Below are 17,313 nucleotides of genomic sequence, written 5' to 3'. Positions count from 1 at the left end.
ATCAGAAGGGCGTCTAAGTCTGTCTTCACACACCGACCATGGACGCCCTTCGCCATGCTCGCAGACGATTACCGACTTTCACATCAACGATCTAGCCGCGGGCGCGCGGCTGGTTCGGATCCTTCAAGCCCGGGAAAACGCTCAGGGGGTGTGGAAGCGGCGGTGCAGGGCGCGGATCTCGGCGGTGAGGGCCGGGGCGGGGCCTTCGACCACGGCTCCGGGGACGACGGCGGTGATGGGGAGGGTGGCCACCGGGGGCGCGGGGACGCCCAGTTCGCCCAGCCACTCGCCCAACTGCTCCGACGAGGCGGCGTACACGATGCGGCCCAGTCCTACCCAGCCGTGCGCGGCCGCGCACATCGGGCAGTGTTCGCCCGAGGTGTAGACGGTGGCCGCCGCTCGTTCGCCCGGTGTCAGGTTGGCCGCGGCCCAGCGGGCGATCTCGAACTCCGGGTGGCGGGTGTGGTCGCCGCCCGCCACGTGGTTGTGGTCCTCGAACAGCACCGCGCCCGCGCCGGACACCAGCACGGAGCCGAACGGCTCGTCGCCCTTGTCCAGCGCCTGCGCCGCCAGTTCGACGCAGCGCCGCAGGTGCCGCAGGTCCTTGTCGTCCATGTCGCCTCCGATCAAGGAGGCCCATGTTACGAGCTCTGGTGCCGGTAGAAGGGTGTGGGGATCGGGTCGAGCGGCGTGTTGCCCAGGATCAGGTCGGCGGACTTCTCGGCGAGCATCATGACGGGCGCGTAGATGTTGCCGTTGGTCACGTACGGCATGGCCGAGGCGTCGACCACCCGCAGTCCCTCCAGCCCGTGCACGCGCATCGTCTCGGGATCCAGGACGGCCATCTCGTCCACGCCCATCCGGGCGGTGCACGAGGGGTGCAGGGCGGTCTCGCCGTCCTTGCGCACCCAGTCGAGGATCTGCTCGTCGGTCTCCACCTCGGGCCCCGGCGAGATCTCGCCGCCGTCGAGCCCCGCCCAGGCGGGCTGGGCCAGGATGGCGCGGGCGTGCCGGATGGCCTCCACCCACTCCCTGCGGTCCTGGTCGGTGGACAGGTAGTTGAAGCGCAGCCGAGGCTTGACCCGGGCGTCCGGCGAGACGATGCGGACCGAGCCGCGGGCGTCGGAGTACATGGGGCCGATGTGCACCTGGTAGCCGTGCCCGCCGGCGGGAGCGGAGCCGTCGTAGCGGACCGCGATCGGCAGGAAGTGGAACATCAGGTTCGGGTAGGCGACCTCGTCGTTGGAGCGGATGAAGCCGCCGGCCTCGAAGTGGTTGGTGGCGCCGGGGCCGCGGCGCAGGAACAGCCAGTTCGCGCCGATGAACGGCCGGCGCCACATGGCCAGCGACGGCTGCATCGAGACCGGCTTCAGGCAGGCGTGCTGGACGTAGACCTCCAGGTGGTCCTGGAGGTTCTCGCCGACGCCGGGCAGGTCGTGCACGACGGGCACCCCGGCCTGCTCCAGCACCTCCCTGGGGCCGACGCCGGAGACCTGGAGCAGTTGCGGGGTGTTGATCGCGCCGCCGCAGAGGATGACCTCCTTGGCCGCGATGCGCTTGCCGTCGCACACGACGCCGACCGCCCTGGTGCCCTCGAAGACGACCTTCTCCACGAAGGCGCGGGTGCGGACGGTCAGGTTGGGGCGGCGCCGTACCGGATGGAGGTAGGCGCGGGCGGCGCTGAGGCGGCGGCCGCGGTGGAGGTTGCGGTCGAAGGCGGCGAAACCCTCCTGCCGGTAGCCGTTCACGTCGTCGGTGAGCGGGTGGCCGGCCTCCTGGACCGCCTGGAAGAACGCCTCGAACAGCGGCCCCTCGGCGCGGCCACGCTCCAGCTTGAGCGGGCCGTCGCCGCCGCGCCACTCGCCGCCGGGGTCGGCCAGGCAGTTCTCCATCTTCTTGAAGTACGGCAGGCAGTGGGCGTAGTCCCAGGACTTCATGCCCGGATCGGCGGCCCAGCGCTCGTAGTCCAGCGGGTTGCCACGCTGGAAGATCATGCCGTTGATGCTGCTGGAGCCGCCGAGCACCTTGCCGCGGGCGTGGTAGACGCGCCGGTCGTTCATGTGCGGCTCGGGCTCGGACTCGTACTTCCAGTCGTAGAAGCGGCTGCCGATGGGGAACATGAGCGCCGCCGGCATGTGGATGAACACGTCCCACGGGTAGTCGGGCCGGCCCGCCTCCAGCACCAGCACGCTGACCGAGGGGTCGGCGCTGAGCCGGTTGGCCAGCGCGCAGCCGGCCGACCCACCTCCCACGATGACGTAGTCGTAGCTCACCTGGGGATCCAGTCCTTCCACACGATCTTGTTCTCGTCGATCCACTTCTTTGCCGCCTGCTCGGCGGTCATCTTCTCGTTGACCATGTCGCTGGCGACCTTGTTCTGGTGGTCGTTGGTCCAGTTGAAGTTGCGGACCAGCTCGTACGCCTTGCCGCCGCTCCGGGCGAAGTCGGCGCTGACGATCTTGTCGAGGAGGTAGGGCGGGTAGTCGCAGGCCACCTTCTCGGGGTCGGCGTCGCACCCGATGGCGTACGCGGGGAGGTTGATCTTGACGAGCTTGATCTTGGTGAACAACCACTGCGGTTCGTAGAAATACATGAGCAGCGGCTTCTTCTTGGCGGTCGCCTGCTGCGCCGCCTTGATGAGCGCGTCCTCACTGCCGGAGTAGACGACCTTGAAATTGAGGCCGAGGTTGCGGATGATCGCTTCGTCGTTCGTGACGAAGGTGGGATCACCCGCCAAGAACTGCCCGACATTTCCAGACTTGGTGGTCTTGAAGAGCGCGGCGTACTTGTTCAAATTTCTATAGTTCGTGATGTCTGGATATTTCCTGACCATCCACTCAGGTACATACCATCCGATCACGCCTTTGTTCCCCGTCAAACCGGCGGGGACCGCCGCCTTCTTCTCCTCGATCCACTCCTTCTTCTCCGCCGGGTGGCCCCAATTCTCGACGATCACATCCACCTTGCCGGCGGCCATATCGGGCCACGACTTGTCTTCCGTGATCTTTCTGGTCTCCACCTTGTAGCCGAGTTCGTGCTCCAGCAGATAAGCCAGCACGCCCGCGGTCGCCTCGTACCCGACCCAGGCGTGCATGTCGATCTTCACGGTGCCCTTCGAGCCGGGGGCGGCCTTGGGCTCCTCCCCCGTGCAGGCGGACAGCAGCAGGACCGCGACCAGCAGCCCCGCGAGCGGTTTGGTAGGCATCACAGGTCCTCGTGGCCGCGGCCCGCGAGGGGCCGCGGCCTGCCGGGGGTCACTTGGGAATCCAGTCCTGCCACTTGGCGGTGTTGGCCTCGACCCACTTCTTGGCCGCCTCCTCGCCCGACATGCCGTTGTTGGTCATGTCGTCGGCGACGGCGTTCTGGTCCTCGTTGGTCCAGGAGAAGTTCTTGACCAGGTCGTACGCCTTGCCGCCGGTCGTCGCGAACTTCGTGCTGACGATCTTGTCCAGGTCCATCTCGGCGTAGTCGCAGGCCACCTTCTTGGGGTCGGCGTCACAGCCGTCCGTGTACGGCGGCAGGTTCACCCGGGCCAGGTCCGTCTTGCTGAAGAGCCAGTGCGGGTCCCAGAAGTAGAACAGCAGCGGCTTCTTCTGCTCCTGCGCCTGCTGGGCGCCCTTGATCAGCGCCGCCTCGGAGCCGCCGGTCACGACCTTGAGGTTGAGCTTGAGGTTCTTGATCAGCGCGTCCTCGTTGGACACGTACGACGGGTCGCCGAACAGCAGTTGACCCTTGTCCCCCGACTCGGAGGTCTTGAACAGCTCGGCGTACTTGTTCAGGTTCTTGTAGTCGGTGATGCCGGGGTACTTCTCGACCATCCACTTGGGGATGTACCAGCCGATGACGCCCTTGTTGCCGGTCGAGCCGGCGACCTGGGCCACCTTCTTCTCGTCGATGTACTGCTTCTTGAGGTCCGGGTGGCCCCAGTTCTCGATGATGACGTCGACGTCGCCGGTCTCGAAGCCCTCCCAGGCGAGCTGCTCCTTGATCTCCGGCAGCTCGACCGTGTATCCGAGCTCGTTCTTCAGCAGGTAGGCCACCACGTTGGCGCTCGCCTCGTAGCCCACCCACGGGTTGATCGCGATCTTCACGGTGCCGCCGCCCGAGGCCGGCGCCGAGGTTTGCGAGCCCGACGGCGCGGCGGCCGAACTGGGCTTGTCTTCCACCTTGGCACCGCCGCAGCCCGCGACGGCCAGACCAAGCGTAAGAAGGCCTGCAAGCAGGCGAATCTTCATATCGGCTTCCTCTGTTGGGGGGACGGGCGCCTGTCGGCGCCCTGCGTGATCCGGTCGAGCATGATGCCCAGCAGCACGATCGCCACCCCGGCGGCGAAGCCCATGCCGAAGTCGGTGCGCTGGGAGAACCCCGAGACGACGTCGTAGCCGAGCGCGCCGCCGCCGACCATGGCGCCGAGCACCACCATGGCCAGCGTCATCACGATGCCCTGGTTGACGGCGAGCAGGATGGATTTGCGCGCCATCGGCAACTGCACCTTGCGCAGCAACTGCCCGGGAGTGGACCCGGCCGACAGCGCCGCCTCGACCACGGTCGGCGGCACCCCCCGCAGCCCCTCCTCGACCAGCCGGACGACCGGCGGCACCGCGTAGATCACCGAGGCGAAGATGGCGGTGAACCGGGTCGCGCCGAACAACGCCAGCGCGGGCAGCAGGTAGACGAACGAGGGCATCGTCTGGGCGGCGTCCAGCAGCGGGCGCTGGACGGCCGAGAAGCGGGCGGAGCGGGCCGCGGCGATGCCCAGCACCAGGCCGATCGCCAGCGTGACCGTGACGGCGACGAAGACCATGGTCAGCGTCTGCATGCTGTGCTCCCACAGCCCGAGCAGGGCGATCGCCAGCAGGCAGCCGAGCGCCGTCAGCGCCGGGCGGGTGCCGGACGCCCAGAAGGCGAAGGCGAGCACGGCGGCGGCGACCAGCCACCAGGGGGCGGTGGTGAGCAGCCCGTCGAGCGGGTTCAGCAGCAGGCGGGTGGTGAACTCCTTGAGCGCGTCGGTGACCGGGTACCAGGTGCGCTCGGCCCAGCGCACCGCCTCGTTCACCGGGCCGCCCATCCGCAGCTCCAGCGCGGTGGGGAACTCCGGCGGCAGCACGTACGCGAGCCCGACGCCCACGGCGGCGATCGCGGCGGCGACGGCGAGCTTGAGGCGGGACAGGCCCGCGTGCGCCCGCTGCCTGGCCGCCGCCATGGTGGTGCGGTCGAGCACCACGGCCATGACCACGATGGCGAGGCCGGCCGGGAGCATGATGCCGACGTTCTCCCTGGACAGGCCCCTGATGATGTCGGAGCCGAGGCCGGGGGCGGCGATCAGGTTGGCGATGACCACCATGGACAGGGCCATCATGATCGTCTGGTTGACGGCCAGGGTCATGGTGGAGCGGGCGAGCGGCAGCCGTACCTTGAACATGGTCTGCCTGCCCGTGGCGCCGAGCGAGGCGGAGGCCTCGACGGCGGTGGGCGAGACCTGCTCGATCGCCAGCGCGGTGATGCGGATCGCGGGCGGGATCGCGTAGATCATCGTGGCGGCCACGCCCGCGGGCGCGCCGATCTGGAAGAACAGCACCATCGGCGCCAGGTACGCGAAGTGCGGCATGATCTGCATGACGTCGAGCACCGGCGAGATCGCCCTGCGCACCCGCGGCACCCGGCCCGCCCACACCCCGAGCGGGAGCCCGATCAGCAGCGACAGCAGCACGGCCGTCGCGACCAGCGCCAGCGTGTCGACGCTCGCCTCCCACAGACCCAGCACGCCGAACGAGGCGAACCCGGCCACGCCCAGCAGCGCGATCCGCCAGCCGCCCGCCAGCCAGCCGATGCCGCCCATGACGCCGATCAGGCCCGGCCAGCCGAGCCCGTGCAGCACGGTCTCGAACGTCTGGAAGAGGCCGTCGATGAACAGGCGGATGTAGTTGACGAAGTAGAGGAAGAGCGGGCTGGCGTTCTTGTTGTCGTCCACCCACTCGCGCGCCTCGGTGAGCGCGACGAAGGGGGCCGCCTCGTCGTCGTGCGGGAGCGTTCCCACTCCGCGGAAGACGACGTATCCCACCGCGAACGCGACGGCCGCCGCCGCGGGCAGGGCCCACCTCGGCAGCTTCACGCGGGGCGGGTTCCCGACCGCGGTGGCGCTCATGTCCCGGCCCGTACGGCGGGCGCCTCGTGCCCGGCCAGGAAGGAGAGCATGTCCACCCGGTCCACGACGCCCACGAGGTCGTCGCCGTCCATGACCCGGATCGGGTGGCCGGATCCGGAGGAGACCTCGATGGCGTCCTTGATCACGGTGGTGGCGGGCAGGGAGGGCCCGTCCAGCGCCTCGCCGGGCTCCGGCGGCCGGGCGATCCAGCGCAGCGTCAGCACGTGGCTGCGCGGCACGTCACGCACGAAGTCGGCCACGTAGTCGTCGGCCGGGGCGCCGACCAGGTCCTCGGGGGTGCCGAGCTGGACGATCGAGCCCGAGCGCATGATGGCGATGCGCTCGCCCAGCTTGAGCGCCTCGGACAGGTCGTGGGTGATGAAGACCATGGTCTTGCCGACCTCGCGGTGGAGCCTGATCACCTCGGCCTGCATGTCGCGGCGGATGAGCGGGTCCAGGGCGCTGAAGGGCTCGTCGAAGAGCATGACCTCGGGGTCGACGGCGAGGGCGCGGGCCAGGCCGACGCGCTGCTGCATGCCGCCGGAGAGCTGGTCGGGGTAGGCGTCGCCGTAGCCGTCGAGGCCGACCAGGGAGAGGATCTCGCGGGCCCGCCCGTGCCTTTCGGCCTTGGCGGCGCCCTGGATCTCCAGGCCGTAGGCGACGTTGTCGATGACGCGGCGGTGGGGCAGCAGCCCGAAGTGCTGGAAGACCATGCTGACGCGGTGGCGGCGGATCTCGCGCAGGCGCTGGGGGCCGGCGCGGCCGATGTCCTCGCCGCCGATGGAGATCTCTCCCGCGCTCGGTTCGATCAATCGGGTCAGGCACCGGACCAGAGTGGATTTGCCACTTCCGGACAGGCCCATAACGACGAAGACCTCGCCGGGCCGTACCGTGAAGCTCACGTCCCGCACGGCGGCGGTGCAGCCGGTCTTCTCGCGGAGAGGGCCGGCTTCGAGGTGCTTGTCTTCACTGTTCAGCACCTTTTCCGCGGCGGGCCCGAAGATCTTCCAGAGACCGTTGACCTCGATGGCCGCACTCTCGGGAGCAAGCCCCATTTTGCCTCCCGTAGGTAGCTAGGACGGGGGCCAACATATGTGGTGAATAGCGCGAATCACAACGTCGTGACCGTCCAGATACCAGGGCGCTTCCCTTGCGTTACTGCTTTGGAACGAGACAATCGCCTATAGACGGACAGTAGCCACCTTCCATGGTTATTTCCGGCCGAAAGATGGAGCCCCAGCTTCTCGCCCCATGCGACCCAACTCTCGAATTCTGGCGCGTAATGTTCGATTGGCCGCAACAGTCGGCATGTGTTCCAATTACCCCCACTTGCTGGATTTCCCAAGGGGCCGTACGGCCTTCCATATACGCCGATATGGGCGGCGAGAGGTTGCGTTCGGTGAGCACACAGTTAGGCGAAAGGCAGGCAAGGGCCGCCGACGAGGGGGGCTGGCGGCTACGCAATTGGCGAGTCCGGGCCCGGCTCGTGTCCTTGATCCTCATTCCGACCGCCGCCGCCGTCCTTCTCGGCGGCGTGCAGATGTTCGCCTCCACCGGCGCCGCCGCCGACTACGAACGCACCAACCAGCTCGCCCGCCTGTCCGACCAGATCAGCGAGCTCACCCACCAGGTGGCCCGCGAGCGCGCCGTCGCCGCCTGGTTCATCGCACGGGGACGGCCGGGCAACGGGCTGGGGACGTTCACCGAGCAGGTCGGCGAGACCGGCAGCGCCGCCTCCACCGTCCGGGCCAGCGCCGAGGAACTGTCCGGCGAGGTCACCGGCCGCACCGCCGACGAGCTGGACGCCACCCTCGCCAGGCTCGACGACCTCACCGGCCTGCGCGAGCAGACGACCAAGAGCGACCTGCTGCCGGGACCGTCCATCGAGCTCTACACCACCGTCATCAGCGACCTGATCTCCGTCCACGACGAGCTCAGCAAGGGCACCGACGACGACGAGCTCTTCCGCCAGTCACAACTGCTCGTCGCCCTGGCCAGGGCCAAGGAGGCCGTCTCCAGGCAGCAGGCGTGGATCACCATCGCGCTGCAGGCGGGCCGCTTCGAGCAGGAACAGCTCAAGGCGGTCTTCGGCGAGCAGGCCCGCGAGACCAACGAGCGCCGCGCCTTCACCGCCGAGGCCACCGCCGACGAGCGCCGCGTCTTCGACGAGAACGTCAACGCAGCGGGCACCGAGCGCATGCTGTTCCTGCGTGAGCTCGTGCTCAGCCGGGCCGCCAACAACCAGCCGCTCAAGGGCCTCGACCTGGCCAAGCGCGACGACGCCCGCGAGTGGTACGAGGCCGCCAGCGTCATGGTGGACGCCATGCGCACCGTGGAGCGCCGCCAGTCCGCGGGCATCGTGACCCGCAGCGAGCAGCTCACCTCCGCCGAGCGCCAGCGCGCCTACCTCATCGCCGGCGCCGTGCTCGCGCTGCTCATCGCCGTCCTGCTGATCACCACCGGGGTCGCCCGCTCTCTGGTACGGCCCCTGCGCAGGCTGCGCGGCGAGGCCCTGGAGATCGCCGGACGGCGGCTGCCGGAGTTCGTCCAGCGGCTGCGCGAGTCGCGCGACGGCAGTGCGGACGTCGAGATCCCGCCCATCGGCATCTTCTCCAAGGACGAGGTCGGCGAGGTCGCCAGGGCCTTCGACGAGGTGCACCGCGAAGCCGTACGGCTGGCCGGGGACGAGGCGCGGCTGCGCTCCAACGTCAACGCCATGTTCGTCAACCTCTCCCGCAGGTCGCAGACGCTGGTCGAGCGTCAGCTCACCCTCATCGAACGGCTGGAGCGCGGCGAACGCGACGACACCCGGCTCGGCGACCTCTTCAAGCTCGACCACCTCGCCACCCGCATGCGGCGCAACTCCGAGAACCTCCTGGTCCTCGCCGGACAGGAGGCGGCGCGCAAGTGGAGCGAGGCCGTCGAGCTCCTCGACATCGTCAGGGCCGCGCTCGGCGAGGTCGAGAGCTACGACAGAGTCAGCATCCAGGTGCAGTCGGCGGCGGCGATCGCCGGGCAGGCCGTCAGCGACGTGGTGCACCTGCTGGCCGAGCTGGTCGAGAACGCGGTCTCCTTCTCCTCCCGCGACACCAAGGTGATCATCAGCAGCAGCCGGATCGACGGCGGCGGGCTGATGGTCTCGGTCACCGACCAGGGCATCGGCATGAGCCCCGAGGAACTGGCCCAGGCCAACTGGCGGCTGGCCAACCCGCCGGTGGTAGATGTGTCGGTGTCGCGGCGGATGGGGCTGTTCGTGGTCGGACGGCTGGCGCTGCGGCACAACATCAGGGTCCAGCTCCGCCGCCAGGACATCGGCGGGCTGACCGCGATGGTGCTGATTCCCGAGGCGCTGCTGTCGGCGGTGCCGGAGCAGGTGGTGGAGCCGGGCGGGCAGTCCTTCGACTCCTTCGACGTGGCGCCGGCCGGGGTGGCCGCGCCGCCGTTCGACTCCTTCGACGTGCCGTCGGCGCCGCCGTACGAGACCGGATCCTCCCCTTACGACAACGCGCCTTCCCGTTACGACAGCGCGCCTTCCCGTTACGACAGCAGTCCCTCCCCCTTCGACACCGGATCCTCACCTTTCGACACGGGACCCTCGCCGTTCGACCCCGGCGCCTCGCCGTTCACTCCGTCCGCCTCGCCGTTCGCCGAAGGCGTGCCCGGCAGGCCCGCGGCAGCGCCCATGAACAACCCGCCCATGAGCGGCCCGCCCGTCAGGTCGCCGCTGCCCGGCGCCGCACACGCCACAGGACCGCACACCACGGGACCACACGCGATCGGGCCGCACGCAGGGGGACCGCACACCACAGGGCCGCACGCCGGAGGGCCGCCCGGCGACGTCGCGCCGCCCTCCCACGGCGCGGGGACGCCCTACGACACGGGCGCACCTTCCTTCGACACCGGGGCCCCCGCGTTCGACCCCAGGTCATCGCATCCCTCGCTCGACGTGCCGCAACCAGAGCCGGAGCCGCGCTCCTGGTTCGCCGCCGTCACCCCGTCCATCGAGATGACCAGCCCCATCCCCAAGGTCGACGAGTATCTGCCGATCTTCGCCCAGGTCGAGAACGAGTCGAGCTGGTTCACCAAGTCCTCCCCCACCCCCGACCAGCGCACCGACGTACAGTCGCCCACCGACACCGCGTGGCAGGCCGCGCGCTCGACCGGCGAGCCCGAACACGGCGGCACCACCTCTTCGGGATTGCCGAAACGCACGCCAAGGGCGAACCTGGTTCCGGGCTCTGCCACACCGGCGGTTCCGCCTCCACCCATGCCGCCGGTCGAGCCAGACAGGCTGCGGAGCAGGCTCTCCAGCTACCAGCAGGGCGTCCGTAAGGGGCGCTCAGAGCTTGAGGAGAACCCATGAAGAATCTGAGCCAGGCGGCCAGGGACGTGAACTGGCTGGTCACCGGCTTCGTCGAACAGGTGCCCGGCGTGGCGCACGCGGTGGTCGTCTCCGCCGACGGCCTGCCGATGGCGTTCTCGCGCGGCTTCCCGCAGGACCGCGCCGACCAACTGGCCGCCATCGCGGCGGGCCTGGTCAGCCTCACCGCGGGCGCGGCCCGCGTGTTCGAAGGCGGCGCGGTCAACCAGACGCTGGTCGAGATGGATCGCGGGCTCCTGCTCGCGATGTCGATCAGCGACGGGTCCAGCCTGGCCGTCCTGGCCGCCCCCGACTGCGACATGGGCCTTGTCGCCTACCAAATGACCATCCTCGTGGAGCGCGCGGGGCAGGTGCTGACGCCCGCCGTACGCGCCGAGCTCTCCGCGACGCGCCCCTGGTGATCGGAGACGACCGTGGCATCGTGGCATGACGGCCCGCCGGAGGCGGAGCGGAGCTCGCTGGTACGCATGTATGCGGTCACCGGCGGGCGTACCGCTCCGCGCAGCGGCCTGGCGATGGAGGCTCTCGTCTCCTCGGCGACCTCGGCGACGCTGGGCATGGCCTACACACGGGAGTACCGTGCCATCAGCGAGCTGTGCCGCCAGGTCAGGTCGGTGGCGGAGGTCTCTGCGTTGTTGAGCATCCCCCTCGGCGTGGCCCGCGTACTGATCGCGGACATGGAGGCGGAAGGGCTGGTGCGGATCTACCAGCCGCAGTTGGACGCAGGCCTGCCGGACAGGAGCCTGCTGGAAAGGGTGCTCAGTGGACTACGCAGGCTCTAACTCGGGCCTCACCTCGACCAAGATCGTGGTCGCCGGTGGTTTCGGTGTCGGGAAGACCACGTTCGTCGGGTCGGTATCGGAAATCATGCCTTTGACGACGGAAGCGGTGATGACAGACGCGTCCGCGGGAATCGACGACCTGGGGCTGATCCCCGGCAAGGCGACCACCACGGTGGCCATGGACTTCGGCCGGCTCTCCTTAGACCGGGAGCTGATCCTCTACCTGTTCGGCACCCCCGGCCAGCACCGCTTCTGGTTCATGTGGGACGACCTGGTCAAGGGCGCGATCGGCGCCGTCGTGCTGGTGGACAGCCGCCGCCTGGCCGACAGCTTCCCCGCCGTCGACTACTTCGAGAACGCCGACATCCCCTTCGTGATCGGGCTCAACGGATGGAACGGGCAGTTCCCGCACGTCGAGCACGAGGTCCGCGAGGCGCTCACGCTCTCGCCCGGCGTCCCGATCGTGCGCACCGACGCCCGGCACCGCGAGGCGGTCAAGTCCACGCTCATCGCGCTGGTCGAGCATGCGCTCTCCACCTCCCTGGCGTGATCGTCCGGCCCGGCCGTACGGTGTACCGTACGAACGGTGACCATCGAGTACACCGGCAAGGGAGACCCTGCGCGCAGCCTGGCGCTGCTCTGGCGGACCAGCGAACGCGTCAGCCGTAAGGGCAAGCCCGACCTCAGCGTCGGCGGGATCGTGCGCGCCGCGATCGAGGTGGCCGACGCCGACGGATTGCAGGCGCTGTCCATGCGCAGGGTCGCCGAGAAGCTGGGCGTGGGGACGATGTCGCTCTACACCTACGTGCCGGGCAAGCCGGAACTTCTCGACGTCATGCTCGACACCGTCTACGGCGAGGTCGAGCGGCCCGAGGACCCTCCCGGCGGGTGGCGTGAACGGCTCTCGCGCATCGCCAGGGAGAACTGGCGGCTCTACCTGCGCCACCCCTGGCTGCTCCAGGTCGCCACCTCCCGGCCGGTGCTCGGCCCCAACGTCACCGCCAAGTACGACTACGAACTGCGGGCGCTGGACGGCATCGGCCTCACCGACGTGGAGATGGACGCGGTGCTCACGCTCGTCAACGGGTTCGTCCACGGCACTGCCAGAGGGGCGGTGGAGGCCACGCAGGCCGAGTCGCAGACCGGGATGAGCGACGAGCAGTGGTGGGCCGCCCACGCGCCCTTCCTGGCCCGCATCGGCGACGCCTCCCGCTTCCCGACGGCCGCGCGGGTCGGGCAGGCGGCGGGCGAGGCCCTGGGCGGCGCCTACAGCGCGGAGCACGCCTTCGAGTTCGGGCTGGAGCGCGTGCTGGACGGCGTGGAGGCCCTCATCGGGCGACGCGCCGGCTGAACCCGCGAGGGTCCGCGTCCGGCCTGAAGACGCGGTACGGCCCGGCGGTCCCGCCCCGCCGGGGAGGGGACCGCCGGGCCGTACCCGACGATGGGTCAGACGTGCGCGGCGCGCAGGCGGACCACGTGCTCGACCAGTGCGATGAGCGTCGCCTTGACCGAGTCGCGGTGCCGGGCGTCCGTGCGGACGATCGGGACGTGCGCGGGCAGCGCCAGCGCCTCCCGCACCTCCTCCTCGCCGTGCGGGAACTGCCCGTCCCACCCGTTGACGCCCACGACGAAGGGCAGCTTGGCCTCTTCGAAGTAGTCGATCGCGGGGAAGCTGTCGGCCAGGCGGCGCGTGTCGAGCAGGACCACGGCGCCGATGGCCCCGCGCACGAGGTCGTCCCACATGAACCAGAAGCGGTGCTGGCCGGGCGTGCCGAACAGGTAGAGGATCAGGTCCCGGTCGAGCGAGAGCCGGCCGAAGTCCATCGCGACCGTGGTGGTCTGCTTGTTCGGCGTCATGCCGAGGTCGTCGATGCCCGCGGAGGCGTCGGTCATGACCGCCTCCGTGGTGAGCGGGAGGATCTCGGAGACCGCCCCCACGAACGTCGTCTTGCCCACGCCGAAACCGCCCGCGACCACAATCTTGGTCGATGTGAGGCCGGCGTTCGAGCCCGCGCTCTGATCATAGGCGTCGTAGGCCACTGAGCACCCTTTCGAGCATGTTGAGGTCTGGCTGTCCCTGCGCGAGATGCGGCTGGTGGAGCCGGACGAGTCCTTCGTCGGACATGTCCGCCACCAGCACGCGCGCCACTCCGAGCGGAACCCGGAGCAGGGCCGAGATCTCGGCGACCGACCGGAAGGTGCGGCAGAGTTGCATGATGGCATCCTGCTCTGGCGTGAGCAGGGACAACTCGTCGTCAGGGATCGACATGGAGGACACCAGGGTCTCCATGGCCAGGTGGTAGCGCGGTTCGGAGCGACCGCCGGTTACCGCGTAGGGGCGGAACAGGGGCTCGTCGTCCCCGTCACTGCCATACACGGGCCTGTCCCATCGATTTCATCGCATCACCGCGTCCTGGCTGCCTGGAGTTCCGCGCGCAGGGCCGGCGTGAGTGCCTGGCCGGCGCGGTCGACGAGCAGCGTCATCTGGTAGGCCACCAGCCCCATGTCGCAGTCGGGGGCGGCCAGCACGGTGAGCACGGAGCCGTCGCTGATCGCCATGACCAGCAGCAGCCCGCGCTGCATCTCCACGACCGTCTGGGTGACGGCGCCGCCCTCGAAGACCCGGGAGGCGCCCACCGTCAGGCTGAGCAGCCCGGCGGACACGGCGGCGAGCTGATCGGCACGGTCCGGCGGGAAGCCCTCGGAACTGGCCAGGCACAGCCCATCGGCGGAGACGACGACGGCGTGCGCGACCCCGGGAGTGTTCCTCACGAAGTCGGTGATCAGCCAGTCGAACCGGTGCGCCTCGTGGCTAAGGGTAGTCACGCTACCTCCCTAGCGGCAGGACGCTCGCTCACTCTTGTTCCTCCTGTTCACGTACTTCCGCACGACCGCGGCGCACACCCTGCTGGAAGCTGGCCATCCGGCTGCGGATGCGATCCGCTGACACCGGCGGCATCGGGGAGAGCGGCTGGGCCTGCTGGCCCGCCGTGCCCGGCACCAGGTTGGCCTTGGGCGTGCGCTTGGGCAGCCCGGCGGAGGTGAGTCCGCCGAGACTGGGGTCGCTGGCGGCCGCCGCCGCGCGCCATCCGGCGTCGGCGGGGGTTCGCCACGTTTCCTCCCCAGAGGGTACGGCCTGCGGGGGTGCAGCCTCATCCCTCCGGGGCAACTCCGGCGACTCGGGCGCCCGCTCCACCGGCGCCTGGTCCGCCTCCCGGTCCGTCTCCCCCCGCGGCCGGCGGAACCAGGCCGACTCGACGGAGGCGAAGATCGGCAGGAACTCCTCCTGCTCCGGCTCCATCGGGGAGACGTCCACCGAGGGCACGTCCCTGCGCCAGTGCTCGCCTCCCAAGCTGGGCTCCGGCGTCCCGTAGGGCTGCCGGGCCGGCGCCCTGTTGCCTGCGGGCGGCGTCGGGTACGCGCCGCCGGGCACAGGGGCCTGCGGCTGGAAGGCTCCGGTGGAGGGCGGGTAGGCGGGCCGCACCTCGGAGGTGGGCTGGGACACCGGGAAGGCGCCCGTGTTCTCCCTGGCCTGGGCGGGCTGCTCCACGCTGGGATAGGAGGGCTGCTCCACGCTCGGGTAGGACGGCTGCTCGACGCTGGGGTAGGACGGCTGCTCCACGCTCGGGTAGGACGGCTGCTCCACGCTCGGGTAGGACGGCTGCTCGACGCTGGGGAACGACGGGTGCCCCTGGCCGCGCTGAGGCAGTTGCGGCGGCGGCTGCGGGGACGGCTGCTGCGGCTGCGGGTTGCTCGGGAACGACGGGAAGGTCCCGCTGTCCTGCCGGAACGCGCCGCCGTCGGTGTCGGCGGTGAAGCCGGTCAGCCGTCCGCGCGAGGCGGTGAGGTCCTGCGAGTCGTAGCCGCCGAAGGAGTTGAAGCTCTGCGCGGGCGCGCCGAAGGCGGGCGTCGGCGAGGTCACCGTGCCGCCACCGAAGGCAGGCCGCTGGGCGTTGGGCTGCGGCTGCGAGCCGTCGGGGATCAGCGTCGGCGGCAGCAGCACCATGGCGATCAGCCCGGCGCCCTCTCCCTTGCGCAACTGGACCCGGATGCCGTGGCGCAGCGCCAGGCGGCCGACCACGAACAAGCCCATACGCCGCGAGACCGACACGTCCACGACCGGGGGCTCGGCCAGGCGCCGGTTGGCCTCGCCCATCTCTTCCTCGGTCATGCTGATGCCGGCGTCGCTCACCGACAGCAGCGCGCCGCCGCCCTCGATGATGCTGCTGGAGACGATCACCTGGCTGTTCTTGGGCGAGAACTGGATCGCGTTCTCGACCAGCTCCGCGACGAGGTGGACGAGGTCGTTGGCGGCGCTGCCCACCACGGACGTGGAACGGTGCACCTTGACCTGGACCCGCTCGTAGTCCTCGACCTCCGACAGCGCGGCGCGCACGACGTCGACGAGCTTGGCGGGCTGGCTGCGCCGTCGGGTGGGCTCGTGCCCGGCGAGGACCAGGAGGTTCTCGGAGTTGCGCCGCATGCGGGTGGCCAGGTGGTCGAGCTTGAACAGGTCGGCCAGGCGGCCGCCGTCCTGCTCGCCCTTCTCCAGGCCGTCGATCAGCGAGATCTGCCGCTCGACCAGCGTCTGGGTGCGGCGCGAGAGGTTGACGAACATCGCGCTGATGTTGCTGCGGAGCTCGGCCTCCTCGCCGGCCAGCCGTACGGCCTGGCGGTGGACCTCGTCGAAGGCCTTGGCCACCTCGCCGATCTCGTCCTGGCCCTCGATGTCGATGGGCCGCACCTCGCCGGCGCTGGTGTCACCGGTGATGCGCAGCTTGCGCACCACGTCGGGCAGGCGGAAGCCGGCGATGTCGAGCGCCTCGGTGCGCAGCCGGCGCAGCGGCGAGACCATCGAGCGGGCGATGACGACGGTGAACAGCAGCACGGCCACGAGCAGCAGGAGGATCGCGACACCGGCGACGACCGCGGCGCGGATCTCGGCGTTCTTCAGCTCCAGGACGCGGGCCGAGAGCCGCTGGGCGACCTCGTTCTCCACGCCGCCGATGGCGTCGATGACCTTGCTGTTGTCGTCGAACCAGACGTTGGGGTCCTCGATGAGGTGGTTGCTGAAGACCGCTCCGGCTTCCTTGTTGCCCGCGAGGACGATGGCGCGGGCCTTGGTCAGCTCGGTGCCGTAGTACTCGGTGGGGGGCAGCGCGTTGCGCAGCTTCATGCCGAACTCCACGCCCGCCTCGGCGCCGAAGTCGGCCTGGGCCTCAAGCTGGCGGGAGTGCGAGGCGATGAAGCGCTGGGCCTCCTGGGCGTCGACCGCGCGGTAGCGGTAGTAGCCGATGAGGAGCTGGTAGCGCTGCTGGGAGATCTCCTCCTTGGCCCGCGCGAGCGCGCTGAGGCCGCGGTGGTAGCCGATCGTCGAGGCGTCCTGGGTCAGCAGGCTCAGTTCGTCGTGCAGGCTGAGCAGAGCGTCGGTGAGACCGCGGTAGGCGGTCGGAACCTTGTCCGCGCGGATCTTGGCCAGGTTGAGCGAGGTGCGGACCATCGTGACGGCGTGCTCGACGCGGGGGCCGTAGTCGGCCATGGCGGTCAGGTCGTCCTGAAGGGCCTTGACCTGGTCGTTGACCTCTTTCTGGCGGGCGGTGTAGGCGCCCTTGAGCTCTCTGCCCGCGGCTCCCGCGGTGTACATCCACGTCGCTGTGTCACGCTCCAGACCGACGGTCTGCAGGAGGTCGCGGATACGCCCGCTCTGCTCGGCGGCAGAGGCCGCGCGGTCGTAGACGTTGACGCTTTCGACGGAGGTGACCACCCGGGCGCCCGCGAGAACCACGCCGGCCACGGTGGGCACGAGGATGAGCGCGGTCAGACGCCACCGCACACGCCAGTTGCGCAGGCTGAACTTCGGCAGCGACCGCCTCGCGCGGTCCCGCCTCGCGGCGAGGCCGCTCTCGGAACTCCCCGTAGTCACTGCTGTCGTTACCCCTCAATCATCCCGTCTTCAACGGGTCGTAAAGCCGTCCACAAAGTATCCGCAGCAACTCACGTACCAG

The 17,313-nt window shown here is 69.8% G+C and carries 15 protein-coding genes; 5 read left to right on the top strand and 10 right to left on the bottom strand.

Annotation, left to right across the window (positions count from 1 at the left end; all coding sequences use genetic code 11):
- Positions 1-141 precede the first annotated feature (141 nt).
- The 6 genes from ACIBEJ_RS45410 to ACIBEJ_RS45385 form a co-directional block, all read right to left on the bottom strand.
- Entirely contained in the window at positions 142-615 is a 474-nt protein-coding gene (locus ACIBEJ_RS45410) for a nucleoside deaminase (RefSeq protein ID WP_397189204.1), read from the bottom strand.
- 26 nt (positions 616-641) lie between these two features.
- Positions 642-2,273: a choline dehydrogenase gene (gene betA, locus ACIBEJ_RS45405; protein ID WP_397189189.1), complete on the bottom strand. Its 1,632-nt coding sequence runs from the start codon at positions 2,271-2,273 to the stop codon at positions 642-644.
- Positions 2,270-3,205 (bottom strand): ABC transporter substrate-binding protein, encoded by a 936-nt coding sequence (locus tag ACIBEJ_RS45400; protein WP_397189188.1) that lies wholly within the window; start codon positions 3,203-3,205, stop codon positions 2,270-2,272. The genes betA and ACIBEJ_RS45400 overlap by 4 nt, the downstream gene beginning before the upstream one ends.
- A gap of 49 nt (positions 3,206-3,254) precedes the next feature.
- Positions 3,255-4,166, bottom strand: coding sequence for an ABC transporter substrate-binding protein (locus ACIBEJ_RS45395; protein ID WP_397189187.1), 912 nt, complete (start codon positions 4,164-4,166; stop codon positions 3,255-3,257).
- A 65-nt stretch (positions 4,167-4,231) separates the two neighbouring features.
- A complete protein-coding gene (locus ACIBEJ_RS45390; RefSeq protein WP_397189186.1) occupies positions 4,232-6,145 on the bottom strand; it encodes an ABC transporter permease in 1,914 nt (637 codons plus the stop codon).
- The gene (locus ACIBEJ_RS45385) at positions 6,142-7,200 is read right to left on the bottom strand and encodes a glycine betaine/L-proline ABC transporter ATP-binding protein (protein WP_397189185.1); all 1,059 of its coding nucleotides are present in this window, start codon (positions 7,198-7,200) and stop codon (positions 6,142-6,144) included. Before ACIBEJ_RS45385 ends, ACIBEJ_RS45390 begins: the two co-directional genes overlap by 4 nt.
- A gap of 437 nt (positions 7,201-7,637) precedes the next feature.
- Here ACIBEJ_RS45385 and ACIBEJ_RS45380 point away from each other — a divergent pair, with 437 nt between their 5' ends.
- The 5 genes from ACIBEJ_RS45380 to ACIBEJ_RS45360 all read left to right on the top strand — a co-directional run bounded on the left by ACIBEJ_RS45380 (position 7,638) and on the right by ACIBEJ_RS45360 (position 12,659).
- Entirely contained in the window at positions 7,638-10,508 is a 2,871-nt protein-coding gene (locus tag ACIBEJ_RS45380) for a nitrate- and nitrite sensing domain-containing protein (RefSeq protein WP_397189184.1), read from the top strand.
- Positions 10,509-10,513: 5 nt separating this feature from the next.
- Positions 10,514-10,927, top strand: a complete 414-nt coding sequence (locus ACIBEJ_RS45375; RefSeq protein WP_397189203.1) for a roadblock/LC7 domain-containing protein — start codon at positions 10,514-10,516, stop codon at positions 10,925-10,927.
- Between the two features lie 66 nt (positions 10,928-10,993).
- Complete coding sequence (locus ACIBEJ_RS45370; protein WP_397189202.1) at positions 10,994-11,308, top strand: DUF742 domain-containing protein; 315 nt, start codon at positions 10,994-10,996, stop codon at positions 11,306-11,308.
- Complete coding sequence (locus tag ACIBEJ_RS45365; RefSeq protein WP_397189183.1) at positions 11,289-11,858, top strand: GTP-binding protein; 570 nt, start codon at positions 11,289-11,291, stop codon at positions 11,856-11,858. The genes ACIBEJ_RS45370 and ACIBEJ_RS45365 overlap by 20 nt, the downstream gene beginning before the upstream one ends.
- A 36-nt stretch (positions 11,859-11,894) precedes the next feature.
- Positions 11,895-12,659, top strand: a complete 765-nt coding sequence (locus ACIBEJ_RS45360) for a TetR/AcrR family transcriptional regulator (RefSeq protein ID WP_397189182.1) — start codon at positions 11,895-11,897, stop codon at positions 12,657-12,659.
- 95 nt (positions 12,660-12,754) lie between these two features.
- On the opposite strand, the gene ACIBEJ_RS45355 is transcribed toward ACIBEJ_RS45360, so the two are convergent.
- From ACIBEJ_RS45355 to ACIBEJ_RS45340, 4 genes are read right to left on the bottom strand one after another with little or no spacing between them, the layout of a single operon-like run.
- On the bottom strand, positions 12,755-13,285 hold the full coding sequence (locus ACIBEJ_RS45355; RefSeq protein WP_397189201.1) for a GTP-binding protein: 531 nt from the start codon (positions 13,283-13,285) through the stop codon (positions 12,755-12,757).
- Positions 13,286-13,328: 43 nt separating this feature from the next.
- Positions 13,329-13,685: a DUF742 domain-containing protein gene (locus ACIBEJ_RS45350; RefSeq protein ID WP_397189181.1), complete on the bottom strand. Its 357-nt coding sequence runs from the start codon at positions 13,683-13,685 to the stop codon at positions 13,329-13,331.
- Positions 13,686-13,711: 26 nt separating this feature from the next.
- On the bottom strand, positions 13,712-14,134 hold the full coding sequence (locus ACIBEJ_RS45345; RefSeq protein WP_084961465.1) for a roadblock/LC7 domain-containing protein: 423 nt from the start codon (positions 14,132-14,134) through the stop codon (positions 13,712-13,714).
- A 28-nt stretch (positions 14,135-14,162) separates the two neighbouring features.
- A complete protein-coding gene (locus ACIBEJ_RS45340) occupies positions 14,163-17,141 on the bottom strand; it encodes a nitrate- and nitrite sensing domain-containing protein (RefSeq protein ID WP_397189180.1) in 2,979 nt (992 codons plus the stop codon).
- Between the last annotated feature and the right edge of the window lie 172 nt (positions 17,142-17,313).

The sequence above is a fragment of the Nonomuraea sp. NPDC050790 genome (assembly GCF_044456745.1).
Classification (GTDB): domain Bacteria; phylum Actinomycetota; class Actinomycetes; order Streptosporangiales; family Streptosporangiaceae; genus Nonomuraea.
This window is presented reverse-complemented; position numbering and strand designations above follow the sequence as displayed.

Bases quoted from the DNA above. Each gene is read 5' to 3' on its own strand.
- ACIBEJ_RS45385 (WP_397189185.1), bottom strand. From the start codon at position 7,200: ATGGGGCTTGCTCCCGAGAGTGCGGCCATCGAGGTCAACGGTCTCTGG.
- ACIBEJ_RS45400 (WP_397189188.1), bottom strand. From the start codon at position 3,205: ATGCCTACCAAACCGCTCGCGGGGCTGCTGGTCGCGGTCCTGCTGCTG.
- ACIBEJ_RS45370 (WP_397189202.1), top strand. From the start codon at position 10,994: ATGTATGCGGTCACCGGCGGGCGTACCGCTCCGCGCAGCGGCCTGGCG.
- ACIBEJ_RS45410 (WP_397189204.1), bottom strand. From the start codon at position 615: ATGGACGACAAGGACCTGCGGCACCTGCGGCGCTGCGTCGAACTGGCG.
- ACIBEJ_RS45390 (WP_397189186.1), bottom strand. From the start codon at position 6,145: ATGAGCGCCACCGCGGTCGGGAACCCGCCCCGCGTGAAGCTGCCGAGG.